Source organism: Leptolyngbya sp. DQ-M1, assembly GCF_039962505.1.
Classification (GTDB): domain Bacteria; phylum Cyanobacteriota; class Cyanobacteriia; order Leptolyngbyales; family Leptolyngbyaceae; genus Leptolyngbya.
Window position 1 is genome coordinate 522087 of sequence record NZ_JAMPLJ010000004.1, and the last position, 25368, is coordinate 547454.

23 protein-coding genes are annotated in these 25368 nt (G+C 49.2%); 6 read left to right on the plus strand and 17 right to left on the minus strand.

What is annotated here, in order from left to right; translation table 11 throughout:
• Positions 1–206 precede the first annotated feature (206 nt).
• Positions 207–641: a pentapeptide repeat-containing protein gene (locus NC981_RS15780; RefSeq protein ID WP_348243818.1), complete on the plus strand. Its 435-nt coding sequence runs from the start codon at positions 207–209 to the stop codon at positions 639–641.
• Here the strand turns inward: NC981_RS15780 and NC981_RS15785 are convergent.
• From NC981_RS15785 to NC981_RS15830, 10 genes are all read right to left on the minus strand, one after another.
• Positions 638–1597 carry a glycosyltransferase family 9 protein gene (locus NC981_RS15785; protein WP_348243819.1) on the minus strand — a complete coding sequence of 320 codons (960 nt, stop codon included), beginning with the start codon at positions 1595–1597 and terminating at the stop codon, positions 638–640. The two genes, NC981_RS15780 and NC981_RS15785, sit on opposite strands and share 4 nt — an antisense overlap.
• Positions 1598–1783: 186 nt before the next feature.
• Positions 1784–3040 (minus strand): methionine adenosyltransferase, encoded by a 1257-nt coding sequence (gene metK, locus NC981_RS15790; protein WP_190377890.1) that lies wholly within the window; start codon positions 3038–3040, stop codon positions 1784–1786.
• Positions 3041–3348: 308 nt separating this feature from the next.
• On the minus strand, positions 3349–4080 hold the full coding sequence (locus NC981_RS15795; protein WP_348243820.1) for a Crp/Fnr family transcriptional regulator: 732 nt from the start codon (positions 4078–4080) through the stop codon (positions 3349–3351).
• Positions 4081–4200: 120 nt separating this feature from the next.
• Positions 4201–4974 carry a Crp/Fnr family transcriptional regulator gene (locus NC981_RS15800; protein WP_348243821.1) on the minus strand — a complete coding sequence of 258 codons (774 nt, stop codon included), beginning with the start codon at positions 4972–4974 and terminating at the stop codon, positions 4201–4203.
• 180 nt (positions 4975–5154) lie between these two features.
• Positions 5155–5619 carry a response regulator gene (locus NC981_RS15805; RefSeq protein ID WP_348243822.1) on the minus strand — a complete coding sequence of 155 codons (465 nt, stop codon included), beginning with the start codon at positions 5617–5619 and terminating at the stop codon, positions 5155–5157.
• A 141-nt stretch (positions 5620–5760) separates the two neighbouring features.
• Positions 5761–6486: a Stp1/IreP family PP2C-type Ser/Thr phosphatase gene (locus NC981_RS15810; RefSeq protein WP_348243823.1), complete on the minus strand. Its 726-nt coding sequence runs from the start codon at positions 6484–6486 to the stop codon at positions 5761–5763.
• 94 nt (positions 6487–6580) lie between these two features.
• Positions 6581–8284 (minus strand): AarF/ABC1/UbiB kinase family protein, encoded by a 1704-nt coding sequence (locus tag NC981_RS15815; protein WP_348243952.1) that lies wholly within the window; start codon positions 8282–8284, stop codon positions 6581–6583.
• A gap of 226 nt (positions 8285–8510) precedes the next feature.
• Complete coding sequence (locus tag NC981_RS15820; RefSeq protein WP_190377895.1) at positions 8511–8843, minus strand: DUF6825 family protein; 333 nt, start codon at positions 8841–8843, stop codon at positions 8511–8513.
• Between the two features lie 85 nt (positions 8844–8928).
• Positions 8929–10512, minus strand: coding sequence for a protein kinase (locus NC981_RS15825; protein ID WP_348243824.1), 1584 nt, complete (start codon positions 10510–10512; stop codon positions 8929–8931).
• Positions 10513–10661: 149 nt separating this feature from the next.
• Positions 10662–11480: an acyl-CoA desaturase gene (locus NC981_RS15830; protein ID WP_190377897.1), complete on the minus strand. Its 819-nt coding sequence runs from the start codon at positions 11478–11480 to the stop codon at positions 10662–10664.
• 119 nt (positions 11481–11599) lie between these two features.
• Here NC981_RS15830 and NC981_RS15835 point away from each other — a divergent pair, with 119 nt between their 5' ends.
• A complete protein-coding gene (locus NC981_RS15835) occupies positions 11600–12850 on the plus strand; it encodes a methionine gamma-lyase family protein (protein ID WP_348243825.1) in 1251 nt (416 codons plus the stop codon).
• Positions 12851–12898: 48 nt separating this feature from the next.
• On the opposite strand, the gene NC981_RS15840 is transcribed toward NC981_RS15835, so the two are convergent.
• The 6 genes from NC981_RS15840 to NC981_RS15865 all read right to left on the minus strand — a co-directional run bounded on the left by NC981_RS15840 (position 12899) and on the right by NC981_RS15865 (position 18824).
• On the minus strand, positions 12899–13795 hold the full coding sequence (locus NC981_RS15840) for a DMT family transporter (protein ID WP_348243826.1): 897 nt from the start codon (positions 13793–13795) through the stop codon (positions 12899–12901).
• 58 nt (positions 13796–13853) lie between these two features.
• The gene (locus NC981_RS15845) at positions 13854–15488 is read right to left on the minus strand and encodes an alpha/beta hydrolase (RefSeq protein WP_348243827.1); all 1635 of its coding nucleotides are present in this window, start codon (positions 15486–15488) and stop codon (positions 13854–13856) included.
• Between the two features lie 76 nt (positions 15489–15564).
• Complete coding sequence (locus NC981_RS15850) at positions 15565–16749, minus strand: aspartate aminotransferase (protein ID WP_348243828.1); 1185 nt, start codon at positions 16747–16749, stop codon at positions 15565–15567.
• Between the two features lie 36 nt (positions 16750–16785).
• On the minus strand, positions 16786–17943 hold the full coding sequence (locus NC981_RS15855; protein ID WP_348243829.1) for an iron-containing alcohol dehydrogenase family protein: 1158 nt from the start codon (positions 17941–17943) through the stop codon (positions 16786–16788).
• Positions 17944–17964: 21 nt separating this feature from the next.
• Positions 17965–18483, minus strand: a complete 519-nt coding sequence (locus tag NC981_RS15860) for a Ycf51 family protein (RefSeq protein ID WP_348243830.1) — start codon at positions 18481–18483, stop codon at positions 17965–17967.
• 23 nt (positions 18484–18506) lie between these two features.
• Positions 18507–18824: a hypothetical protein gene (locus tag NC981_RS15865; RefSeq protein ID WP_348243831.1), complete on the minus strand. Its 318-nt coding sequence runs from the start codon at positions 18822–18824 to the stop codon at positions 18507–18509.
• 169 nt (positions 18825–18993) lie between these two features.
• On the opposite strand from NC981_RS15865, the gene NC981_RS15870 reads away from it, so the two are divergent.
• The 3 genes from NC981_RS15870 to NC981_RS15880 all read left to right on the plus strand — a co-directional run bounded on the left by NC981_RS15870 (position 18994) and on the right by NC981_RS15880 (position 22183).
• On the plus strand, positions 18994–20157 hold the full coding sequence (locus NC981_RS15870; protein WP_348243832.1) for a GuaB3 family IMP dehydrogenase-related protein: 1164 nt from the start codon (positions 18994–18996) through the stop codon (positions 20155–20157).
• Between the two features lie 413 nt (positions 20158–20570).
• Positions 20571–20942 (plus strand): thioredoxin, encoded by a 372-nt coding sequence (gene trxA / locus NC981_RS15875; RefSeq protein ID WP_348243833.1) that lies wholly within the window; start codon positions 20571–20573, stop codon positions 20940–20942.
• A gap of 155 nt (positions 20943–21097) precedes the next feature.
• Positions 21098–22183, plus strand: coding sequence for an LOG family protein (locus NC981_RS15880; protein ID WP_348243834.1), 1086 nt, complete (start codon positions 21098–21100; stop codon positions 22181–22183).
• A 124-nt stretch (positions 22184–22307) separates the two neighbouring features.
• Here the strand turns inward: NC981_RS15880 and NC981_RS15885 are convergent, their stop codons facing one another.
• On the minus strand, positions 22308–22829 hold the full coding sequence (locus tag NC981_RS15885; RefSeq protein ID WP_348243835.1) for a GIY-YIG nuclease family protein: 522 nt from the start codon (positions 22827–22829) through the stop codon (positions 22308–22310).
• A gap of 86 nt (positions 22830–22915) precedes the next feature.
• Between NC981_RS15885 and NC981_RS15890 the strand changes: the two genes are divergently transcribed.
• Entirely contained in the window at positions 22916–25270 is a 2355-nt protein-coding gene (locus NC981_RS15890) for a GH116 family glycosyl hydrolase (protein WP_348243836.1), read from the plus strand.
• Positions 25271–25368: the final 98 nt, after the last annotated feature.

Consider the following 25368-nt stretch of genomic DNA (forward strand, 5'->3'; position numbering starts at 1 on the left):
CCAAATTCTTAGCAGCTTCAACAAAACTTAGAATTTGTCTTGTCTCGATCAGGGTGTTCGTACTTTTTCCACAATTCATCCGATCGAATGACATCCAGAGAATGAGGTTTTCTGGAACTCGTTTGTCTACGCTTGAAGTAATAAATAAGACTGCTACTTTACCTTGTTGATAGGCTCGCTCCACTCAATTTTTGGAGGATACTTTTATGTTTGCAAAAGTTGGAATTACACTCGCTTGTCTCGCTGTCGTCTCGATCTCAGCACCAGGGAAAGCAGCCGATCCTCAGCACGTTCAACGACTGCTCACAACCGGAAAATGTTCCGGTTGTAATCTTGCAGGCGCAGACTTGAAAGAAATCCATGTGTTGGGCGCTGATTTGCGAAACGCCAATCTTGAAGGCGCGAATCTCACAGGTGCGAATCTTGAGGGTGCAGACTTAACAGGCGCAAATTTGAAAAATGCAAATCTCACGACCACCTATCTGAGCAATGCCACCCTTGATTATGCCAATCTTACCGATGCAAATCTATCTGGTGCTAGCCTGATTAACGCGCAGACGCTCGGCGCAGTTCTCAATGGCATCAATATCAGAAACGCGGAGATTTACGGTAGCGGCATTTCGGCAGGTGGCGAATACTAACCGCCCCAAACGCGATCAAGTACCATTTGCGGTGAAATATCTGCCATTTTGCCTGTTGGAGATTTGATCGCTGTCACTCGATCACTCTTAGGTAGAAGCTTCTCTGGATCAGTTGCGCCAAACAATGCCAAGGTAAACGTTTGAGCTGCGATTGCAATGTGCATCGGTGCGCTATCAGTACAAAGCATCAAGCTCGCCCCTGCCACCATTGCAACCAGTTGCCCAGTATTTTCGGGTGCAGTCACCTTAATTCCAGGACATAGCGCCGCTAATTGAGCGACGATCGCTGCATCTTCCTCACCTTTAATCAGAACGATCGGTAAATCTGGCTGCTTTTGCTGAAAGTCCTGGATAATTTTTTTCCAGTTTTCAGCCGGATAAATCTTATCGATTCCCTTACGCTGGGAAAGTTGGCTTGCTCCAGGATGAATCAAAACGTATCCGCCATCTTGCAGCCCAAGCCGTTTGCGCTCAGCATCCGACCACTCCAAATCTTTTGCTGGAACGCTGATTGCAATGTCAGAGACGGGACGATCGATGCCTATGCCCTTCAGCAAGTCGTGATACATCGCCGCCGCATACTGATTTTGATTAAGCGGGACGGTTCTCGTAAAAAAGGTTTTAGCTCCGCTGTCGTATCCAACACGAGTTTCAATGCCGCTCAGCCACAGCAGGAAGCCAATCCCCCAGCGCTGACCGAGAGAAATTGCGACATCGTATTCGCGATCTCGCAGTACCCCAAGCAAATTGCTCCAGTCCGACAGACTGTTACTGCCTTTGAAATCAAACAGAATGATATCGTTAACGGATTTAGAAATGCGGTAGGCTGCCTTCGCTCTTGGCTCAACAACAACATCGATTTGAGCATCGGGATAGGTCGCTCTTAGATCGTCTAAGGTTGGAAAAAATAGGATTTGATCGCCTATTCCACCAGGAACGAGGGCAAGAATTCTCATAGGGCTAGTAATTTACGCTTTTTCACAGTGCAATTCCGCCTTAATTTTAAGGGAAGACTCCTACCAAAGAAACTAGGGGACGATCGTAAATTCTGTTTAATTGTGCAGTTTCCATCAGAATTTCAGCTTGGAACAAAAAATAGCCCCCAGAGAGCAGTCTCTTGGGGGCAGATTGAATCGAACCTTTTAGCTAATTGCGGTCGTCGATAAAGCAGCTTCCTTTAACAGTGCAGCCTTATCCGTTTGCTCCCAAGGCAGTTCGAGATCAGGACGACCAAAATGACCGTAGGCGGCAACATCTTGGTAGAAACGACCACCGCGCTCTCCAGGAAGCGTCCGCAAGCCGAACGCCTGAATAATGCCTGCTGGACGCAGATCAAAATTCTCCTGCACCAATGACAGCAAGACTTCATCGCTCACCTTGCCGGTGCCGAAGGTTTCGATCATGATGCTGACGGGGCGCGCCACACCGATCGCATAGCTTAACTGAACTTCGCACTTGTCAGCTAAACCGGCTGCAACGATGTTTTTCGCGGCATATCGTGCTGCATATGCAGCACTGCGATCGACTTTGGTGGGATCTTTTCCAGAGAATGCACCGCCACCATGACGCGAATAACCGCCGTAAGTATCAACGATGATTTTCCGCCCGGTCAAGCCAGAATCGCCTTGAGGCCCACCAATGACAAATTTGCCTGTGGGGTTCACCAAGAATCGAGTGTTTTCGTCAGGCTTCACGTCGATATCAGCGAAGCAAGGCTCTACCACGAGTGCCCAGAGATCTGCTTTAATCTTTTCTTGGATCGCAACTTCGTCGCTAATGTCGCCGATCGTGGCGGTATGCTGCGTCGAAACTAAAATTGTATCGATGCCAACGGGTCGATCGTCTTCGTAAAGAATAGTGACTTGAGTTTTACCGTCGGGGCGCAGATAGGGCAGTTGACCCGTTTTGCGAACGGCGGCAAGCTTACGAGAAATCCGGTGTGCTAAACAAATTGGGAGCGGCATCAATTCTGGCGTTTCGTTGCAGGCAAACCCAAACATAATGCCTTGGTCGCCAGCCCCGATCGCATCGAGCGCTTCTTGACTGAGATGTTCGCGGCTTTCTTGAGCGGTGTCAACGCCTTGAGCGATGTCCGGGGATTGTTCATCAAGTGCGATCATCACAGCGCAGCTATTGGCGCTAAATCCGTTCTCGGCTCCGGTATAACCGATTTCAGCGATTTTTTTGCGAGCAAGATCGATGTAATTGACATTTGCTTGGGTGGTGATCTCACCTGTAATGAGAACCAACCCTGTGTTGACAACGACTTCAGCCGCAACCCGACTGCTCGGATCTTGGCTTAGAAGCGCATCTAAAATCGTGTCAGAAATCTGGTCGCAAATCTTGTCTGGATGTCCTTCAGTGACGGACTCAGACGTAAAAAAATAACGACGGGACAAGGGCAATCTCCTTTCTATCTAAAGGTGTGAAACAGTCAGCCTGAATACAGGTGCGGGAATTATATCACTCAGCTTTGGGAAGGAGGTTTGAACGCGAGATAGAGATTAACGCAAGCGGAACCTTTTTTCTCTATTTTCAAACAAATGCAGTCCTTTTGGGCAGCATTTTCTCAACCGCCGCGCTCTGACATGATAGTTCTAATCTCCGTGGGGGCATCCTAGCAATCTTACGGATACCTCGACTATTCCACCAAGGACATCTTTATCGAGTCTTTGAAATTCTTCTGAATTATTTCAGTTTTTGCAGTTTAATCTTCCGAATCTCTTAGCTCGTCGCCTAACAACCGATCGAATTCTATCTTGACTAAGTGATAGCACTCGCAAGAGGCAGATTCGAGTCCTTGGCGATCGAGAATCCGAATTCTGCCGCGACTGTAGGTGATTAGTCCCGCTTTTTGCAAAATCGCTGCCACAACACTCACACTCGCCCGCCGGACTCCCAGCATCTGAGACAATAATTCTTGGGTGAGAAAAAACTCGTCGGTCGGGACGCGATCGTGACACATCAGCAACCAGCGACAACAGCGCTCCTCAACCGAATGCAACCGATTACAGGCAACCGTTTGGGACAGTTGGCTAATTAACGCCTGAATGTAGCGCAACAGTAGCTCATATAACCGAGTGTCGGGTGTGACGACTCGGCGGAACGCATCGACTCGCATTCTCATTCCGTTGCCTGCCACTTGCGCGATTGCTTGTAGCGAGAGGTGATTCACCCCTAGCAAAACATGAATGCCCGCCATGCCCTCATTGCCGATCGTCGCCGCTTCGACCGTTTCTCCCTCTTCGGTAATCGTCACCATTGAAACAACACCATGATTGAGGAAATACACATAATCAACAGACTGATGCGGCTCATACAAGACGTGCTTGAACGGCAGTGTGACAAACTCCAAATGCGGCGACAGTTGCTCGTACTCTTCTTGGGACAGAGCGCGTAAGAGTTTATTTTGAGTAGGACGAGAACGATTTTGAGGCATGAAAGCCAACAGACCCGCGACACACAACCACTCAGACCGCAATCCGAATGCGGTTTCTAAGGTATAAGTCTTGTGTCACCGTTGTCTGTCCCTTACCGTACATAGGATCAGGGTGGTTTATCACAGCTCTTCAAACGGTTGGTCAAACTGCGATCGTAAAATTTGGTAGCATTCACACGCCGCAGATTCTAAGCCTGATCGATCCAAAAGGGTCAAACGACCGCGCTGATGCTGAATTAATCCAGCCCGCTCTAGCGTGTCAATAATTTCGCCGATGCGATCGCGCCGCACTCCCACCATTCGGGAAAGTAGGTCGTGGGTAAGCGGCAAGATTGGCTCTCCCAGACGATCATGCGTTAATAGCAACAAGTAGCAGCAGCGTTCTTGGCTCGAATGCAATTGGGTGCAGGCAAGATTTTGGGCAATCTGATTCATCAGCGTCTGAATGTAGCGCAGCAAGAGAAATTGCAGCGATCGACTCACACTGAGTTCAGCTTGAATGGCTTTTGCAGAAACACGAAGCGCCGTACCAGGAATTTGAACGATCGCTCGCGTCGGAATGTGGTCGGTTCCCAGAATGAGCGGAACGCCAATCATTCCTTCGTTGCCGATCGTGACAGTTTCGACTTCTCGCCCGCCCTCCATCACATTCAAGTGGGAAATAACAGCGGTGGTGGGAAAGTAGGCGTACTCAATGGATTGATTCGGTTCATAAAGAACTTGGCCCAAGGACAGGGTAACAGGTTCTAGAAGTAGAGTCAGACGCTCGTAATCGCCTGAAGGAAGTGCGGTTAGGAGTTGGTTGCAGGGCGGAGACATGGCTTGCAGGAGCCACCGTAGACTGGTTGCCCGTTGAACATCTGGAGCTACAGAATCGGTGAAATCTCTAGTCATGGGTAAATCGAGCAACAAGAGACGACTGGACGGTAGCTCAAAAGAGCGGGCTAAAATGCTAGCGTCTCACGCCTGTTGTTTATAAAATTTTGCTTCAGTGAATATGACCGCTATCGTATCGTATCTATCTCTCTATCCTCTCTATAGATGGGCAGAGTTGAGGAACTAGCCGAGATTTAGCTATTCCTTTTGGTCGCAAATGCGACATTGAGTACTAGACTCCCGAATCAGCGTGGCGATTGTGCTGTAGAGCAGTTCGAGATCAATTGGCTTCGATAAGTGCGATTGGTATCCGGCGGCGAGGGCTTCTTGACGATCGTCTTCGCGGGCAAATGCAGTCACCGCGATCGCAGGGATAGTAATCGATCGAGATCGTAGCGCTTTTAGAAAGCTATATCCATCAGCATCGGGCATCCGAATGTCGCTAATGAGAAGATTGGGTTTCCAAGTCGATAAGGTGATCAAGGCTGCTTGGACAGACTCAGCCGCAATGACTTCTGCTCCTTCTGCTTCAAGTGCCGCGATCATCATTTCTCGCGAATCTTGATTATCATCTACGACCAGGATCCGCAGGGCTTGTAGGGGAAAGGTATCCATGTAAGATTTTGAGCCAATCAGTTGAACCCGCTGAGGAGAAAGAGCCATAGTCCAGGCAGAGTAAATACTCTCGCTGCTTACATTCGCTAAGAGCTACGGTATCGGGCAGCGTGAATTTCTGTCTGTACGGTTTCGTACACAGATTGCCAGAATCTTACTTTAGAGTGATGGTGATAAAGCAGATTCAGATTACGGAATTGCGACAATCACCACAGTGATATTGTCTCGTCCGCCGCGATCTTTTGCTGCATTAATCAACGCAGTGGCTGCCTTTTCGCAGGCTCGAATTGATTTCAGATGGTTCGCGATGAGTTGATCAGAGAGTTCTTCGGTCAGTCCGTCGCTACAGAGCAGCAAACGATCGCCCGACTGCACGGAGAGCGATCGTACTTCTACGGTTTCTAATTCAGGTCGTCCTAAACATTGGGCTAAGACGTGGCGCATGGGATGGACTCGCGCTTGATCCGGCGTAATTTCACCGAGGCGCATTGCTCTTGCCACCCAAGTATGGTCTTCGGTGATTTGTTCGAGTTTAGCTCCTCGCAGTCGATATAGTCGCGAATCTCCAATATGGGTATAAAGCGGTTGGTCATCCCGGAAAATCACCGCAACTGCCGTAGTTCCCATATCTGCTCGTTCCGGGTGGAGGCGCTGATCCTTGAGAATGGCTTGATTCGCCTCTAAGACTGCTTGCTGCAACAGCGTTTCCGAATCGAGATCGGTTTCCCACTGCTGCGTCAGAACTGCTTGCATCGTCTCTATCGCGATGCGACTAGCTTCTTGTCCGCCTGCGTGTCCACCCATACCATCAGTGACAATGAAAAATCGCTCATCTGGATCGACAGAATAAGCGTCTTGGTTGACAGATCGGATCAGTCCGGTATCAGTCATCCCTGCAGTAAAGAAGCGTTTCATGGTGTTCAGCGTATCGGGTAAAAAGCGTCGAAGCTAAGTTAAATTTACTCTGAGTCTAAGTATTCACACCTCGCCCCACAAACACACCATTCATTTAAGGCATTCGATCGAACCGATCGAGCTTCATCATCAATCGAATCAGAGCGATTCCGCTAACTACCGCAGCGATCGCGACAATTCCGGCAACCCAATAAAGTTGATTCACCAATAAAATGGTTGAGGAAATCGTAAACGCACAAGTTAATAGTGTGTAGTTTGTCCCTATATTTACGCCGCCGATGCGCCGCAAGATGCGATCGGTTTCGGTCGATCGAACTCTGACGCGCAAATCGCCGCGCTCTAGCTTGTCGAGGGTATCTTCAATTCGACGCGGTAGCCCGAATGCGGTGCTACTGACTTGTACTGCTTGACGACTTAATTCGTTCAAAAGTCCACCATCCGGGGAATTTCCGTTGCTCATAAGCTGCATTGCAAATGGTTTTGCAACCTCCATAAAGTTAAATTCCGGGTCGAGTCCTTTGCCGACTCCTTCTAAGGTTGAGAATGCCCGCATGACGAAGGTAAACGTTGCAGGAAATCGGAAGGGTTGATCATACGCAATTTCATACAAATCGTCGCTGATAGCGTTGACCGATTGTTCCTCAAACGGTTTATCCATGAAGTGATCCAGCATGAACTGAACCGAGCGCCGCACCGGGCCGATATCATCAGTCGGAGCCAGCGCACCCAGATCGATCAGCGACTTCACCACGCGATCGCCGTCTTTTTGAGCAACTCCAAAGAATGTATCGAGCAATCGTTCGCGAGTAATGGGCTTGATTTGTCCCATCATGCCGAAATCGTAGAAAATTAGTGCGCCATCGGGGCTCACCGCAATATTGCCCGGATGCGGATCGGCATGAAAGAAGCCATCATCGAGAAGTTGATGCAGGTAGGCTCTGGCTCCCAGTTGGGCGAGGAGTTTGCGATCGAGTCCTGCTGCCTCCAGCGCATCGTAATGGCTGATCTTAATTCCGGGCATATATTCCAGGGTCAGAACACGCGGAGAGGCGTAGCGCCAGTAGACTCGCGGAACATGAACCCACTCGTGACCCCGGAAATTTCGGCGAAATGTATCGGCGTTACGTCCTTCATTGAGGTAGTCGATTTCTTCCCACAGGATTTTGCAGCATTCTTCGTAAATGCCAATCCAATCGCGTCCTTTGCCCCACTCTGGGTGATTCTGAAAATAGCGAGTGATGCCCTTGAGGATTTGCAAGTCGATTTCAAATAACTGCTTTAATGCAGGGCGCTGCACTTTTACAACGACTTCTTCGCCGGAGTGCAGTTGAGCGCGGTGTACTTGACCGAGGCTGGCAGCCGCAAGCGGAATCGGGTCAAAGCTGCGATAGAGTTCTTCGATCGACTTGCCCAAATCCTGTTCGATAATCGCAACGACCTGTTCGTAGCTGAATGCAGGCACCCGATCTTGCAGTTTAGACAGTTCCTCGACAAACTCACTCGCAAACAGATCTGCCCGCGTTGAGAAGAGCTGACCAATTTTGATGAAGGTCGGACCTAAATCCAGTAGGGTTTCTCGAATCCAGATGGCAAGAGATTTGCGTCGAGCCGCTTTTTTCGCGTCGCTGATTCCGCCCTTGTAGCTCCAGCGCTTCGTGTACAGCCAGCGCGCGCCCATCAACTTCAGCACGAACGACCAAATATCGATAAATCTGCGCTGCCGCGAGTATTTCTCCCGGTTCCAACGATACGCTTTATTGGAATGCAAAATTTCTGGAGCTTTGCGCCGCCGCGTGATGCTTCTGGCTGCTCCATCAAACTCAGGCTCATGGGGGGCTGGTTCAGGCAAGGAAGTTACCTTCTCAACACTAGGCAGGTCGGGGTCGGTCACGGTTTCGGAGCGCTCAGACTCGATTGGCTCCGTCGAGAATGCCGAAGGGCTGGAGTCATTGGAAGAAACAGACACGCGATTTCTCAACTAACACTGAATTTTAAACTCAACTTTATTATTACAAACGCGAATCTTACTGAGTCGATCGCGTCCGGTAGCGCTGAAGTTCAGACCGCAATTCCGCGATTTCTGCCCGCAGATCGTCGATCGTCGCTTGCAGGTCGCCGCTTGTTTGTAAGTCTAACGGAACGATCGCGGTCGTCGTTTGAGCTTGGGTGGCGATCGTGGCTTCACGCTCTGCCCGTGCCATCACTTCATCGACAAGCTGCCGCAGGTTTTCTCGCTGTTCGGCATCGAATTTTCCTAGCTCGCTCAAGGCATCGGTAAGACCTGCTTCAAGCCGCTCGTAAGCAATTTCAGCGATCGCTCGACCTACAAAGAAAGCATGAACTAAGGGGGTACTCATAAAATTTTTCCTAGCGCTGCCTGAATTATAGCGTGAGCCGTCGAGAGGACAACCCAGGCGGAGGGAGAATCTCCGCGATCGACCGTTAGGGTGTTGTGGGTGGAGTCGGCGTGACTTCGCGAGAACTGGGTTTCAAAGGTGCAGGCGCAACGGGAGCCGGAGCGGTTGCCGGCGGAACGACAGGTTCAGGGGTTGTACTCGTTTCGGGTAAAGGCTCAGTTGGCTCGATCTCAGGTTCGCTCGGTTCAACTGAGGGCTTGGGTTTCACAGGGTTGGTGGGTACGATCTCCTCGGTGAGTGGATGACGGCGCGGGCGAATCGGTTCAGGCGACGGCGTTTCTATTTTTGGGGGGGTATAGATAGAGCGATCGACTTCTGGGGTAACGGGTTTTAAGGGTGTTTTGTTGGAATTGGCGCTGCTGGATTCAAGGGGAAGATCGGCGGCATCCTTATCATTTGGATTGAGTGTGCCTTTCCATTCTTTTTCGGGAAAAGGCTGTACAGGCTGTAGCAAAGTCGTTCCGGGTGCTTTGGTCGCGCTAATTCGCAGCGCTAATCCGAATCCTACGCCGATCGCGCCAGCCGTCACCATCGTTAGGACTAAAGATTTTGGCAAGCGAGGGGTCGGGGATACAAGGACTGCTGATGCCGGAGTCGCTTCTACGGCAGTTGTGGGAAGTGCCGTCAAGGTTGGGGCGGGTGGCGCGGTAGGAGCTTTAGTGGGAGGAGCCGCCGAGCGTCCGTTCTGTACCGGGAATGAAGCCAGCGTGACTTCTGGCTCGATCGAGCGTCCCCGACCGTTTTGAGACGATGTGGAATTGCCAGTTGTCGGAGTACTCTGAACAATATTATTGGCTGCACTGTTTGCACCATTGCTGGTGGGGTTCGTTGCCATCAGTGGGAGCGTTGTGTTGGGAAGGAGGCGCAACCACTCATCCGCAGTTTGAAGCTGCCACTGGGGATCACGGGTCAGTCCTCGAAAGATGGCTTGCTTGGTTGCAGGACTCCAAGAGTGGTGTTCAAGCGACGGTGAGCCGTTCGGGAATTGTCCGGTCAGGATAAAGTAAAGAGTTGCAGCCAGCGAGTAGAGGTCGATCGCGAATCGATTGTCTTGGCTCCAATTGGCATCAGGAGGAAGAAAGGGGCTTTTCTCAACCGGGGGTGCAAGGTCGTGAGCAAACCCGAAGCCGACGAGAACGCCTAAATTAGTGCCTTGACGACGCACGATCGTTTCGGGTCGAATATTGCGGTGAATCAGCCCGTTACGATGAGCAACGCTGAGCGCTGAGGCGACTTGCCGCAGATAGTGAATCGCTTCGGCTTCGGTTAGATGTGGTGCATTAAACGTAGAAATGCGATCGTGCAGAGTCTGACCCGGAATGTATTCCATCACCAGAAACGGTAGACCATCTTCTTGGAAAAAGTCGAGAACTCGCACAATACTGGGGTGCTGGGAACGAGCGAGAAGTCGAGTTTCTTCGATGAATCGAGTTTTGAGTTGGGGGAAGCTTTGCATCACTTGCAGGCTAGGGTCGATCGTTTTAATTACGACCGATTGCTGAAGGAGCGTTTGCGTTGCTAGATAAGTTGCGCCTAAGCTCTCGCGCCCTAGAACTTGATTGAGTTGGTACTTTCCGTTCTGAAGACTTGCACCGATCCGTAATTTCATGCGCTAAGCTCCTACCCACAATCCCATCATGCTAACCTTTTCGGGCCGAATTCCCAAGTTTCCGGAGGGCGCGAAGTAGCCCTTCTCTAATAAAAAATCCCGGACGATAAACAGCGCGATCGTCCGGGATTTTTTATTGAAATTTGACTCTAAGCTTTGTCTTCTGCAAGTTTCACCTTGGTTGCAAGACCGAGAACTTGCAGTAGCCGAATCGTCATCCAAGTCATATCGATTTCCCACCATTTCAGACCGTGACGGGCGGAATACTGAAACGCATGGTGATTGTTGTGCCAGCCTTCGCCGTAAACCAGAAGCGCTACCCACCAGCAGTTTGTGGAGTTGTCACCGGATTCATAGGTGCGGTAGCCGAATTTATGCGTTGCACTGTTGACAAGCCAAGTGCAGTGGTAAACCAGCACCAAGCGAACAAAGATTCCCCAAACCACGAATGACCAACCGCCGATCGCATACAGCAACACGCCTAATGCAATTTGCAGCAGTGCAAAGTAATTCTCTAAGAACTGATAAAACTTGTCGTCGGCAATATCTTTTGTGAATTTAGGAACTTCATTTTCAGCCGGAACATCCCGCAGCATCCATTCCATATGGCTCCACCAGAATCCCTTGGTCGAATCGTGGTGATCGTTGGGCTGATCAGAATAAAGATGATGATGACGATGTAGCCCGATCCACCAGATTGGCCCGCCCTGCATTGCCAATGAACCAAAGAAAACTAGGGTGTATTCGAGCCATTTTGGGACTTGGAAGCTGCGGTGACTCATGAGACGGTGCCAGCCGAGGGTAATTCCTAAGCCTCCGGTCAGCCAGTGAAGGAAGATTGCTAATCCGACTGCGCTCCAGCTAAAGTTTCCGGGCAAAAAGGCGAACAGTGCGCCGATGTGAATCGCCACCATGAAGCCTAGCGTGGGATAGTCTATTTTCAGTTTTTCGGAAGTTGCAATAGTCATGAAAGAATCTCTAAACGGAATACGATACCAATTTGCGCGACAATAGAACCCGCTCTAACCGACTGAGTTATTCGGGTTAGCGCAATCTCTACTGTAAATATTAATGAACGAGGCAGACGATGGACGGCTCGATCTTGATAAAAGAAGCAGAACAGGCGCTATCTGCAATTTTTTCTGGTATTGACTCTCAGGTCAAGAAAAATTTACAAAGGGTGCTGGCTGCTTATCGCCATCATCGAGTGGGAGTTCATCATTTTGCCAGTGTCTCCGGCTACGGTCATGATGATTTAGGACGAGAAGTGCTCGATCGGGTCTTTGCAGAGATCGTTCAGGCTGAGGCTGCGATCGTTCGGGTGCAGTTTGTGTCTGGAACTCATGCGATCGCCTCGGCGCTTTACGGAGTGCTACGTCCGGGTGATGAAATGCTCTGCGTTGCAGGTGCGCCCTACGACACCTTAGAAGAAGTGATTGGCTTGCGGGGACATCAGCAAGGCTCTCTTAAAGATCTTAGCGTTTCGTATCGGCAGTTGGAACTTACGCCGGACGGGTTAATCGACTGGCACGCGCTCCGGACGGCGATTCGACCGAATACAAAATTAGTTTCGATTCAGCGATCGTGTGGCTATTCGTGGCGACCGAGTTTGTCGATCGTCGAAATTGAGAAGATCGTTGCGATCGTCAAGGAACAGAATCCGAATACGGTTTGCTTTGTGGATAACTGCTATGGAGAGTTTGTGGAAGATCGAGAACCCACGGCGGTTGGAGCAGACTTGATTGCGGGGTCTTTGATTAAAAATATGGGGGGGACGATCGTCACGACGGGCGGATACGTTGCAGGTCGAGCTGATTTGGTAGAAATGGCAGCTTGTCGGTTAACTGCTCCGGGAATTGGCAGTTCCGGCGGTGCGACGTTTGATCAAAATCGCTTGTTATTTCAGGGCTTGTTTCTTGCACCTCAAATGGTGGGTGAAGCGATGAAAGGCAATCATCTGACCGCTTATGTGTTTGACAAGTTGGGCTATCCGGTAAATCCGGCTCCGATGGCTCCGAGGCGCGATGTGATTCAAGCGATTAAGCTAGGTTCGCCGGAAAAGATTATTGCGTTTTGCCGATCGATTCAGCAGAATTCACCGATCGGCTCTTATCTCGATCCGGTTCCGTCGGGAATGCCTGGCTATGAGAGTGAGTTGGTGATGGCAGGTGGGACATTTATCGATGGCAGCACTTCGGAATTTTCTGCCGATGGCCCTTTACGTGAACCTTATGTTGTGTTTTGCCAAGGTGGAACGCATTGGACGCATGTAGCGATCGCGCTCGAAGCGGCAATCGAAGCCCTGGAACAAAAAACCCCCGACCGAAGCCAGGGGTAATTATCAGGGTGCATCTACCATTCCCCTTTACTCAGAAATTTAGGGCAATCAGGATACTTTCGTAGAATTTCCTAAAATTGCGATCGCGACTCCGATTAATAAGACCAAAGCTCCTGCAATCACTTGCGTTCCAGGAATTTCTTGAAATAGTGCGATCGCAAAAATCGTCGATCCAACTGGCTCTAGCAAAATAATCAGCGTCACGATCGTTGGCGGTAGATGTCGCATTGACCAATTGAAACTGGTATGTCCAATCAGTTGCGGAAATACTGCCATCAACGCAATGTAAACATAAGTAAGAACGGGATAGCCAATGTAAGATGAGCCGAATAGGAACGGCAAGGGAAACAGTACGATCGCCGCAACGCTATAGGCGATCGTGATGTAACTTTTCACGCTTAATCCTTGCCGTTGTGCTTCTCGTCCTAATAACAGATATAAACTTGCTGCCCACGCGCCGACGATCGCTAATCCATTTCCCAGCAGTGGATTTGAACCATCTCGACTGGTTTGATCAAATCCAATTAAGATGCCCCCAATCATGGCAATTCCAATTCCCCAAAACGTTGCACGAGTTGGCTTTTCTCGAAACCAAGCCCAACTAAGCAGAGCAACCCAGAGTGGATTCGTTGTTACAAGCGTTGTCGAAGCTGCGATCGACGTATAAGACAGCGACGAAATCCAGGTCGCAAAATGCACCGCCAGCGAAATCCCTGCACCGATCGCGAATTTGGTCGCACTCGGTGAAGCGGTCTGAAAAGACCGCCAAGTTGGAACCAGAACCAGCGCTGCGATCGACAAGCGGGATGCTGCTAAAACAAGACTAAACCCAACGCCTGAAACACCTGAAACGGTTGTCGCCAGTCGAATCAGAATTGCAGCCGTTGAAACTGAAAGAATTCCGATCGTCAAAACGATCGCTAATGTGAGCGTATTCGATCGCATTGTCCTTAAAAATTAAAGACTACCTCGAAGCAGGAGTTCTCCGAAGATAAGGGCTGAACTAGAATGCTTTTCGATCGCTCAGCTTTCCACTAGCTAAACCAAGACGATCGTACCGCTCATTCGCAAGCAAAACTTGAATGCCTTTTTCGCCGCATTGTTGAGAAAAAAGCTTGAGTAAAACCTGGTGATCTCCCTGATTTGCATCGATCGTCATGAGCAACTTTTCAAGTCCAATACTGCTCAATCCGTAAATTAAGCGACGACTAAAATTCGCATCTTTAGCAAATAAAAATCCACCGTGTCCGTCTGCTCCAGAGAGAATCAAAGCAACATAATCTTTGAAATTTAGGAAGGATTTACCAAGCGCTTGACTAACAATTCCTCTACCGTTTTCTTGGTAGTTTGTGCAATCGAAATAAGTAAATAATTCTGCAATAAAACGATCGCTCTCCAAGTCAATTTGTTCTTGCCGCTTCGACAGTGGCATTCCTTCTCGTAGATACAAACGCTCTAAAAACTCAATTCCACATAACGGAATTAATTGCCCAGAATTATCTAGATTCACGATGCCGCTTTTCTCAAGTCCAAATTTCCCCGGACTTCTCACAATCACATTTCCTAAGCGATATCCTCCATCTCGGGTGCTTGTCGGAAAACTGAAGTAATTTGCCGCAGTTGAAGCAATTTTCAGCACCATATCGCCTTCGTTGCTGAAGAGATAAGCTTCATCAAAACGACGCAACGAAGACTTTAACGGATTCCCTCGTCCTGAGATGATCGCTTCAGCAGAAATATCAGGTGCAACTAATACTAATCGGCTCAGCCGAAAGGCATTACCAATATCTGAAGAAGGAAGCTTTTTCTGATTTTTGATGTGTAGATTTCCGATCGAATCTCGATCGAATACATCTGACAAAATTCGCACCGTATTTGTCACTACAAAAGCACCCATACTGTGCCCAATGAAACTAAGACGGACTCGTTTTTGCCGATTTGTCGATTGCCCTACCAATTGATTATCTAGCTGTCGAATAAATTCAACTAAATCTGAAACACCAAAATTTGCTGCACGATAAGTATCTCGAAAATATCCTGAGATTCTCAGAATAAAGATTGTCAAAATAACCACAACAATCGATAAAGAGAGCGTTAGTGCCAAAGAGGAAGCAATCAGAATAGTAAGACTATCAACAAGATTGAATAGCGCAATGACAAGATTAAAAATGCCACCAATCACCGCAAGTAATACTCCAAAAATACCTGCGATCGCTAGAGGTTTTGGTAAAGCTTTGAATGCCTTAATCGTTCCTTGCAAAACCTTAAGAATGCTCGAAGATTTCTGACCCGACTCATTCGGAAATACGTTTTCTGAAGACCATCGATAACCAATGACCATCAAGCCTGGTGAAACATGGTTTGCGAAGTTTTGATTAACATATCTGCGGATTTCTTCGTACCACCATCTTGCTCCTGATTGGCTGGAGTTATAACCGTGAATTGCAATCAAAATTTCAGCATCTTCATGCTGCTGTAGGTAATCCGCAATCTCCTTCAAAACCTCGCTGGGATCTCGATCGATAGTCGTTTCGTCTTTATCTTCAACATTGATCGGAGCAGTGCTGCTCACCATATACCCCGGAAAGCGAAACCCATTCATATCAAATGGCTCGATCGACAGTAGATGGCGGCTCATCGGCATTTCCTCAGCATTAATCTGCCGCAATATAATAGCTTGCAATCGCGATTTTGCTGAGAAAGTTTGAGTTGTTTTAAGCGAAACGGATGTTGGCTTGCTTTAATCGGTTTAGGGCTTCACCTAAGCGATCGCACTCTGCAATTAAGCTAATTCGCACATAGCCTTCCCCCCCTGCGCCAAACGCATTTCCAGGAGTGACAACAACCCCCGTTTTCTGCAGAACGGTCAGCGCAAAATCAGTTGAACCCATTCCCGGCGGACAAGGAACCCAAAGATACATCGTGGCGTTGGGCTTCGGAATCGACCAGCCTAATTCAGAAAGTCCATTAATTAAGAAATCGCGGCGAGTTCGATAGCGCTCCTGCACTTCGATAAGGTAGCGATCGGGCAAGTTCAAAGCGGTTTCTGCTGCGGTCTGAATGGCGGAAAAAATGCCGTAATCAAGGTTCGTTTTCAGCGTCCGCAATCCTTGAATCACGTGGCGATTTCCTACAACAAACCCCACGCGCCAGCCTGCCATGTTGTACGTTTTTGACAGCGTATGAAACTCAACTCCGATCTCTTTCGCGCCTGGAATTTCTAATAAACTTGTGGGCTGATATCCGTCAAACGCTAATTCCGCATAGGCTTGATCATGTACCAGCAAAATTTCATGCCGACGCGCAAAGGCAACAATTTCTTCAAAGAACTCGCGTGGAGCGGTTGCAGTTGTGGGATTGCTCGGATAGTTGAAATACAAAATCTTCGCTTTCTGAGCCACTTCTTCGGGAATGGCGCTGAGGTCAATAAGCCAATTTTGCTCAGCTTTCAACATTAGTGGATACAACGTTGCACCCGCAATTAAAGGCCCTCGAAAATGGGGCGGATAGGAAGGACTCGGAACCAAAACGACATCACCCGGATCGAGATATGCCAAGGCTAAATGCGTCAGTCCTTCTTTTGATCCCAATAGTGGCAGGGCTTCACCGTCGGGATTCAGATCAACCCCATAGCGCCGTCGGTACCAATCGGTAATGGCTTTGCGAAAGCTGGCTGTGCCCTCAAAAGGCGGATATCCGTGATTTCTAGAATCTTTAATCGCATTGCTCGCCGCCTCAACGATCGGGCTTGGAGTCGCCCCGTCTGGATTTCCCATGCCCAAATCGATTAGATCAACTCCTTGCGCTCTGGCGTTGGCTTTTAGCTCATCCAGACGTGCAAACACATATTGAGGCAGCTTTGTTAAGCGATTGGCAGGAGAAATCCAGGGCAAATTCATGAGTGTGAAGCGATCGACAAATAATGACTGAGTTGGCTATTCTACCGCAGATCCAACCATAGATAAATCACTCAGGTCAGTGCGGGCCGATATTGTCGGTGCTGTGGTTGATACCATTGCTGCCATCAGCTGACTCGGAACAACCGGGAACGGTAAGCGATGAATGTCTGAAGTGTCATTACAAGCAATCTCCGCCGCCTGTTGAAGCTGCGCGATCGTCACATTCCCCAGTCCTAAGTCCGCCAACGTCTTCGGCAAGCCAATTTGGTCATAAAACTTCAGCAACTGTTGGCGGGAGGTCGCGGCAAGCTGATTGCCTTGAACCATTTCTTCAAGTCTAAGCTGCACCAAAATTCCGAACGCAACTTTTTCGCCGTGTAAAGCGTGATGACTTTCGAGCAGGTGAGTTAATCCGTTGTGAACCGCGTGAGCCGCAACCGTTCGACATTGTGCTCCACCAATTCCACCAATTACACCCGCCATCAGCACTGAAGCATCCACGACTTCCTGCCACTCTGCTCCTAAAGGATTCTGCAAAGCGGCTTCGGATTTCTGGAATAGGATATCGCGCAAAACTCGCGCTTGTTGAACGGCGGCAATCAGTAAGGTTTTGTCAGAGTGACCGCTACTGACCGAAGCTTCGTACCATTTCGCGATCGCATCTCCGATGCCAGCAACTAATGTTCTCTGGGGCGCGGTTGCAACCAAATCGTAATCCAACACCAGCAGATCCGGACAGCGCGGCAATCCGACATCGTACAGAAAAGCGTGCTGTTCAGAATAAATGTTCGATAACGCTGTCCAAGCGGCACAAGTGGCGGCGGAAGTCGGAATCGTGACGATCGGCAAATGGCACTGATAGGCTAAAAGCTTTGCCGTATCGAGCGCTTTACCGCCTCCGACTCCGATGATCAAATCGGCTTGATGGTCAGCAACTGCCTTTTTCAAACTTGCCAGCGCAATCTCGCTACAGTCGTTGCCGTAAGACGCTTTTGCAGCCTGAAGCGAGTGCGACCTAAACACTGATTTCAGTCGAGATTTAACCACCTCAAGCGATCGTTCTCCACCAACTAAGAGCGGACGAGTTCCCAAGCGAGCGATGCAATCTCCGACTTGCTCGATCGCTCCTGAACCGCGTACCACTTGGGCAGGAGCAATCATCAACGAAACCACAGAATTTGATTGAGTAGACATATTTGGAATAAGAAACAAACTTTATGCGGTTGGCTGCGGTAACTGCGCCAAGTTCTCGCGATACAGCTTAATCGTAGCGTTTTCATCCTCGCGCATCGAGAGCGATCGCTGAATTTCACCTAAGTATAAAGGTTGGGATATCCCCTCTTGAGGATGCAAAATGGTTCGCGCCCGAATGGTCATTTGATTTGATCCTTGTCCAAGACGACCGTAGGAGAAGATATCGATCGCAGCTTGTTTGAGGGTCGCTTCGAGTTGAGATTCGGTAATGGTTGGAGGCACAGCGATGACGACCTGAGCTGCTCCGGCATCAAACACCCGCGAGTAATGAACATTTCCAGGAATATTGGGACGGTTGTACAGTCCTAAACTGAGCGCGAACACCCCTCCGGTGAGAACGGCGGTAAATCCGGTCACGCCGACGAGTCGGAAGCGAATTCCCCATTTGAACAGAAACGCAACGATCGTCAGAACGGCAAACGCGATCGTCGCAATGCCTAACCATTGAGTTTTTTCAATTAACTGTGCGGTTTCAAACATGATGGTGATGGGTCAGGGTGAATTTAGTTTTGGGTGTCTTCATCGGGGTCTCGGTTCAAATAAAGGGCGAGCATTCGCTGAGTCTCGATTTGACGTCCACGAATTTCAGCCTGCATCTCATCAATGCGAGCAAACGTCGCAATCTGAGTTTCGGCAAGCCGCCGGGAGAGTTCCCTAATCTCATTAATTTGTTCTTGATGAGATGCAAGCAGTTCTTGATGAATTTGAAGTTGTACGGCTTGATTACGCTGATTCTGGGAAACGAAATCGATAAATTGATCAAGGTTTGCTTCTAGGCGCTCCATTCGATCACGCCAATTCTCTTGAGACTCTTGTGACATGGCAAGACAAATCCAATATTTCAAAATTATAAGTCCCGGTGATTGGTTTAACGGGTTTTGCAATTCCTAGAGGTTTGACAGAATGAACCGCGATCGCCCCTTGTTTTTCTCACACAACTAGGATTGAAATTTGATACTCTTATCCAATTAGTGCTTGGGGAACATTGGCGTGGATATTCAAATCGGCAGGGGCAAAACAGCTCGAAGAGCGTATGGGTTCGATGAAATTGCGCTTTCTCCTGGAGCGCGGACACTCGATCCGAAACTGGCAGAGACGGGCTGGACGATCGGCGGCATCGATCGCGAAATTCCGATCATCGCGTCGGCAATGGATGGAGTCGTCGATGTCGAGATGGCGGTCAAACTTTCACAGTTAGGCGCACTTGGCGTTCTGAACTTGGAAGGCATTCAAACTCGCTACGATGACCCCAATCCGATTCTCGATCGCATCGCTTCAGTCGGGACAACAGAATTTGTGCCGTTGATGCAAGAACTTTATTCGCAACCGATTAAGCCCGAATTAATCGAAAAGCGAATTCAAGAAATTAAATCCCAAGGTGGAATCGCTGCGGTGAGTGCGACTCCTGCGGGTGCCGACAGATTCGGACAGATTGCCGCAAAAGCGGGAGCAGATTTGTTCTTCATTCAGGCAACCGTGGTTTCGACCGCGCACTTGTCGCCGGAATCGATCGCTCCTTTGGATCTAGCGAAGTTCTGCGAAGAAATGCCAATTCCCGTAATTCTCGGAAACTGCGTCACTTACGAAGTCACGATGAATCTGATGAAAGCGGGAGCTGCCGCTATTCTCGTTGGAATTGGGCCGGGTGCCGCTTGTACATCTCGCGGAGTCTTGGGTGTCGGAGTGCCCCAAGCGACCGCCGTTGCAGATTGTGCTGCTGCTCGCGACGATTTCGAGCGCGAAACGGGGCGGTATGTTCCTGTGATTGCTGACGGTGGACTGATCACAGGTGGCGACATCTGTAAATGTATTGCTTGTGGTGCTGATGCGGTGATGATTGGATCGCCGTTCGCCCGTGCCAAAGAAGCACCGGGACGCGGATTCCATTGGGGAATGGCAACGCCTAGCCCCGTCCTTCCCAGAGGAACCCGGATTCGCGTGGGCACGACCGGAACTCTGGAACAAATCTTGCGCGGTCCCGCTCAATTAGATGATGGAACGCACAACCTCCTCGGAGCGCTGCAAACCAGTATGGGAACGCTAGGCGCGAAGAATATTAAGGAGATGCAGCAGGTCGATGTCGTGATTGCTCCATCCCTGTTAACCGAAGGCAAAGTGTACCAGAAAGCCCAGCAGCTTGGAATGGGCAAATAAGCGCGAAGGCGCGATCACAGCCTCTAAATTCACCAGCCGCGATACCCTTGGCACACGAAGTCGTGACCGCAAAATAAAGTTTTTATTAAAAGCTTAAGAGTTTTGCCACGACTTGCAATATTGGCGGGTAAATCCAAATCCGTCGTTTAGAATAGAGGAAGCGGAGACGCAAGTTTCCGTTCACTCCTCACACCACACTCCGCCTGGACTTCGGTTTAGGCGGTTCCTTGTTTTTAAAGCGAGAAGTAGGGAAATGAGGAGCGGAAGCAGGGCTAATCATTTCAGTTTTTCCTAACTTCCTACTCCCCATTTCTCTTAGAGATTTCTCAAGTTTTAGAGATTTCTCAACCGAACGAGCCACCGATTTGTATCTAATTATGTCTGGGCTGAGAATACGTCCTGTCGTTTTTGCTATGTTAGAATTTCGTCAAATGAAACAAAGGCAAGGATTTTCAGGAATGTCAGCAACCGCACAAGTTACCGATTCTTCTTTTGACCAGGAAGTGATTCAGAGTGAGGTCCCGGTCCTGGTAGACTTCTGGGCACCCTGGTGTGGTCCCTGTCGAATGGTTGCACCTGTAGTCGATGAGATTGCAGAGCAATACGAAGGCAAAGTCAAAGTGGTCAAAGTCAACACGGATGAAAATCCCCAAGTTGCTAGCAGATTTGGAATTCGCAGCATTCCCACGCTGATGATTTTCAAGGGCGGTCAGCGGGTGGATATGGTCGTCGGTGCTGTCCCGAAAACGACGCTTGCAAGCACACTTGACAAGCATCTTCTTTAAGGTTACGTCCCTGGATTCGTCTCATTTGCTAAACTCATTTGTCACAGTGCTGAGAACGCTCCGGAGTAAAAGTCTGGGGCGTTTTTCAGTATTGATGAGGGCATCGCATTCTGCCCAATCTCGTTAAAATAGAATGCCCTTGTGAGGAATCGCTCATGCCTGTTGACCCGTCCCAACCGTCCCCATCGATGTTAAATGTCGAGCCGTTGCGATCGACGCTGAACGACCTACTCGATCATCTCCCGAATATGCAGCACGGGGCGTTAATTGCCCAAGCGCTGAACCTGATTGCGCGAATGTCGGGTGATGAGATCGATCGGCTGGACTGGAAGATTTTGAATGCGTCGCTGCAAGATATGGAGCGGGCGTTTACTGTGTTCTACCCGTATCGTCATGTGCGGAAGATTGCGATTTTTGGTTCTGCTCGAATTAAGCCGAATACTGAGGAGTATCAGCTTGCAAAAGAGTTTGCCCAATGTGTGACGCAGCAGGGATACATGGTGATCACGGGTGCGGGCGGCGGCATTATGGAAGCGGGCAACGAGGGCGCAGGAGCAGAAAAATCGTTTGGCTTAAATATTCAGTTGCCGTTTGAGCAAGGTGCAAATCAATTTATTCAAGGCGATCCAAAGCTGATTCCGTTTAAGTATTTTTTCACGCGTAAAGTGTTCTTTCTGAAGGAAAGCGATGCGTTAGCGCTGTTTCCGGGTGGGTTTGGGACTCAAGATGAGGCGTTTGAATGTTTGACGCTGACGCAGACCGGGAAATCGGCTCCGGTGCCACTGGTGCTGGTGGATAAGCCGGGCGGCAAATATTGGGACGATTGGACGGAGTACATTGATAAGCAGTTGCTGAAGCGCGGCTTGATTAGCGCGGATGATCCGAGCCTGTTCACGATTACCGATGATATTGATGTGGCTTGTGCGGCGATCTCTAATTTCTATCAGGTGTATCACTCCAGTCGTTATGTTGGCAGCCAGCTAGTGCTGCGATTGAAGACGGAGTTGAGTGATGCGGCGGTGGATGAGTTGAACGATCGGTTCAGGGATATTCTCGTCACAGGTCGGATCGAGAAGACGAAACCGCTTCCACAAGAGGCTAAAGATGAGACTTATGCTTTACCGCGCTTGATGATGAACTTTAATCAGCGGGATTTAGGCAAGCTGTATCAACTGATTGCAGCGATTAATATGCTAGGGAATCCACCGCCAGAGATTTCTGCTCATCCGGAGCGGAAGTAGGAAGGATTGGGGGCTGCGTTTGTAGCGTTGGGTTGCCCCCTAAATCCCCCACTCGTGGGGGACTTTGAGAGTTGCAATTTTTTGCAATGTAGAGGGCTCTTGTACTCAAAAATTTTCAATGCTGCTATTTCAGGTCGAGTAAGCCTTCTTCCTTGAGTTTTGGATTGAATCGGATTTCTGTTTGAACATTTCGCGCTTTCAGTTGAGCCATGATCTCAGCTTCGATGCGGCGAGCAACGTTCTTTAGTGCTTTTCCCTGTGTGAATTCATCGATCGCACTTTCGTAGGTCGATCGCTCTTGGTCAGTCATCAAAGACTTGACCTGGATTGGTTCTGTCCATTTGGCTTCGTTGTCGATCGATAAATGATCCTCTTCAATCCAAGCCGTGCGAATTGTTTCGAGAAGCGTGCGGTTGGGTCGATCGAAGGTCTGCACTTTGATCCAGTAGCACTCAGAAAGGCATCGAACTAAATGCTGTCTTAAGCTGAGAAAAACATCCCGCGAAAAGCCAATAAATTTTAGCGTTTGAGATTGATCAAAAATGGCATAAATGCCGACTTTCCCTTGAAATTGTTCGGGCAGTTGACCATTCTCATCAACGTAGGGAATGAAGGCTAAATCGGCTAAGGTAGGAATTTCGGTCATAGGATTCGGCGGGCGACGTTGTTCGATCGTAGTATATTGGGCATTGCCGATGCTTGCACCGCGCTACGCGTTCGCCAAACTTAACGATGACTCAATCGAATTTCGTTCAAATTCCCGCTTGTGCTTGGCAGCGCTCGATCGGGCAAGGGTGGGAAAAGCCTTACACAGTGCGCTATCCCAGTAATTTAGATGATGGGGCTTGGCATGGTGCGCCGCTAGGGGGATTTGGAGCGGGGTGTGTTGGGCGATCGTCGAGGGGCGATTTTAATCTGTGGCACGTTGATGGCGGTGAGCATCTGTTTGAATCGATGCCTGCTTGTCAGTTTAGTGTGTTTGAGCAAGTGGGTGAACAATCCCAAGCTTATGCGCTGACGACCGATCAGACATTGGGGAGTTGGCGATCGTATCCCGAACAATCTGGAACTTATGCAGCACTGTATCCGCGTAGCTGGTTTAAGTATGAGAATGTGTTCCAAGCACAGTTAATCTGTGAGCAATTCTCGCCGATCGTTGCGAACAACTATCAAGAAACGAGCTATCCGGTTGCGGTGTTCCAATGGACAGCACACAATCCCACCGATCAGCCGATTACCCTGAGCATTATGCTGACCTGGGAGAATATGGTCGGCTGGTTCACCAATGCGCTCAAATCGCCGGAAATTCGCCTCAGAGATGATGGGAGTCCGGTGTATGAGTATCAGCCCCGATTGCGCGAGAGTGCTGGAAACTTTAATCAACTTACGGGCAATGAACATCAATTAGCGATCGTCATGTCTCGCAATGTTGATCAACCGAAAGAAGGCGACGGACAATGGGCGATCGCAACATCGATCAATCCTTATTTGTGGGAAGTGTTTTATCACACGCGATGGAATCCTGAAGATGGTTCTGAACTGTGGGAGAGCTTTTCGCGGGATGGATCATTGAGTGATCGAGACGATGAAACGCCTTCAGCGGGTGAGCGAATTGGTAGCGCGATCGCCGTTCGGTTCACCCTAAAACCCGGTCAAACGCTGCAAATTCCCTTTGTTTTAAGCTGGGATCTTCCAGTTACAGAATTTGCTGAAGGTGTGGAATATTTTCGGCGTTACACAGATTTCTTTGGTCGCAATGGGCAGAACGCCTGGTCAATTGCTCGAACTGCATTGAAACATCATCGATCGTGGCAAGAAAAGATTCAAGCTTGGCAAGCTCCAATTCTCGATCGAACTGATCTACCGGATTGGTTCAAGATGGCATTGTTCAATGAGCTCTATGATTTAACTCAGGGTGGAACATTGTGGAGCGCAGCCGATGAGCGCGATCCAGTTGGACAATTCGCAGTGCTAGAGTGCATTGATTATCGCTGGTATGAAAGCTTAGACGTGCGATTGTATGGTTCGTTTGGATTGTTGATGCTGTGGGCAGAGCTAGAAAAAGCGGTGATGCGATCGTTCGCCCGCGCGATTCCCCAACAAGACGATCGAACCCGCGTGATTGGTTACTACTATACGATCGGTGCCGAAAGTCCGATGGCACTCCGCAAAGTCAAAGGTGCAACGCCACATGATTTAGGCGCACCAAATGAGCACGTTTGGGAGAAAACGAACTATACCGCCTACCAAGACTGCAACTTATGGAAAGATCTTGGCTCAGATTTTGTCTTGCAAGTGTATCGGGATTATCTATTAACGGGTGCAACTGATACGGAATTTCTAGAGGAATGTTGGGACGCGATCGTCGAAACCTTACAGTATCTCAAGCGGTTTGATCTAGACGAGGATGGCATTCCTGAAAACTCAGGCGCACCGGATCAAACCTTTGATGACTGGCGATTACAGGGTGTCAGTGCTTACTGTGGCGGATTGTGGATTGCAGCATTAGAAAGCGCGATCGCCATTGGAAACATTCTCGATCGACCTGTGGAACTGTATCAATCTTGGCTCACACAATCCCGCAAAATTTATCAAGACACGCTCTGGAATGGAACTTACTACCGCTTAGATAGTGGTAGCGGCTCAGATGTGGTGATGGCGGATCAACTCTGCGGACAGTTCTATGCAAAATTGTTGAACTTGCCGGATATTGTTCCGATCGACTGCGCTCACTCCGCACTGCAAACCGTTTATGACGCTTGCTTTGTGAAGTTCAGCGAAAAGATGGGCGTTAAAATCGGTGCGGCAAATGGAGTTCGCCCGGATGGATCTCCGGAAAATCCAAACGCAACCCATCCGCTTGAAGTTTGGACAGGCATCAACTTTGGGTTAGCAGCGTTTTTGATGCAAATGGAAATGAAACCACAAGCTTGGACACTCACTGAATCAGTCGTGCAACAAATCTACAATCACGGACTGCAATTTAGGACACCCGAAGCGATTACAGCAGCCGGAACATTTCGCGCCAGTCATTACCTCAGAGCAATGGCAATTTGGGCAATTCTGTTGATTCACGATCGCGCTTGAAATCAAAATGTCACGCTAACTTCAGACAATGCGTGTACACTTGATCCACAAATTAAGAATGTCTGAAATTTTATTCACTCTTCTGTCTGCAAGCTAGT

Bases quoted from the DNA above. Each gene is read 5' to 3' on its own strand.
- NC981_RS15865 (WP_348243831.1), bottom strand. From the start codon at position 18,824: ATGTCACAAGAGTCTCAAGAGAATTGGCGTGATCGAATGGAGCGCCTA.
- NC981_RS15780 (WP_348243818.1), top strand. From the start codon at position 207: ATGTTTGCAAAAGTTGGAATTACACTCGCTTGTCTCGCTGTCGTCTCG.
- NC981_RS15890 (WP_348243836.1), top strand. From the start codon at position 22,916: ATGACTCAATCGAATTTCGTTCAAATTCCCGCTTGTGCTTGGCAGCGC.
- NC981_RS15850 (WP_348243828.1), bottom strand. From the start codon at position 16,749: ATGAATTTGCCCTGGATTTCTCCTGCCAATCGCTTAACAAAGCTGCCT.
- NC981_RS15885 (WP_348243835.1), bottom strand. From the start codon at position 22,829: ATGACCGAAATTCCTACCTTAGCCGATTTAGCCTTCATTCCCTACGTT.
- NC981_RS15845 (WP_348243827.1), bottom strand. From the start codon at position 15,488: ATGAGCCGCCATCTACTGTCGATCGAGCCATTTGATATGAATGGGTTT.
- NC981_RS15810 (WP_348243823.1), bottom strand. From the start codon at position 6,486: ATGAAACGCTTCTTTACTGCAGGGATGACTGATACCGGACTGATCCGA.
- NC981_RS15820 (WP_190377895.1), bottom strand. From the start codon at position 8,843: ATGAGTACCCCCTTAGTTCATGCTTTCTTTGTAGGTCGAGCGATCGCT.
- NC981_RS15840 (WP_348243826.1), bottom strand. From the start codon at position 13,795: ATGCGATCGAATACGCTCACATTAGCGATCGTTTTGACGATCGGAATT.
- NC981_RS15855 (WP_348243829.1), bottom strand. From the start codon at position 17,943: ATGTCTACTCAATCAAATTCTGTGGTTTCGTTGATGATTGCTCCTGCC.
- NC981_RS15860 (WP_348243830.1), bottom strand. From the start codon at position 18,483: ATGTTTGAAACCGCACAGTTAATTGAAAAAACTCAATGGTTAGGCATT.
- NC981_RS15800 (WP_348243821.1), bottom strand. From the start codon at position 4,974: ATGACTAGAGATTTCACCGATTCTGTAGCTCCAGATGTTCAACGGGCA.
- NC981_RS15825 (WP_348243824.1), bottom strand. From the start codon at position 10,512: ATGAAATTACGGATCGGTGCAAGTCTTCAGAACGGAAAGTACCAACTC.
- NC981_RS15795 (WP_348243820.1), bottom strand. From the start codon at position 4,080: ATGCCTCAAAATCGTTCTCGTCCTACTCAAAATAAACTCTTACGCGCT.
- NC981_RS15835 (WP_348243825.1), top strand. From the start codon at position 11,600: ATGGACGGCTCGATCTTGATAAAAGAAGCAGAACAGGCGCTATCTGCA.
- NC981_RS15805 (WP_348243822.1), bottom strand. From the start codon at position 5,619: ATGGCTCTTTCTCCTCAGCGGGTTCAACTGATTGGCTCAAAATCTTAC.
- NC981_RS15880 (WP_348243834.1), top strand. From the start codon at position 21,098: ATGCCTGTTGACCCGTCCCAACCGTCCCCATCGATGTTAAATGTCGAG.
- trxA (WP_348243833.1), top strand. From the start codon at position 20,571: ATGTTAGAATTTCGTCAAATGAAACAAAGGCAAGGATTTTCAGGAATG.
- NC981_RS15830 (WP_190377897.1), bottom strand. From the start codon at position 11,480: ATGACTATTGCAACTTCCGAAAAACTGAAAATAGACTATCCCACGCTA.
- NC981_RS15785 (WP_348243819.1), bottom strand. From the start codon at position 1,597: ATGAGAATTCTTGCCCTCGTTCCTGGTGGAATAGGCGATCAAATCCTA.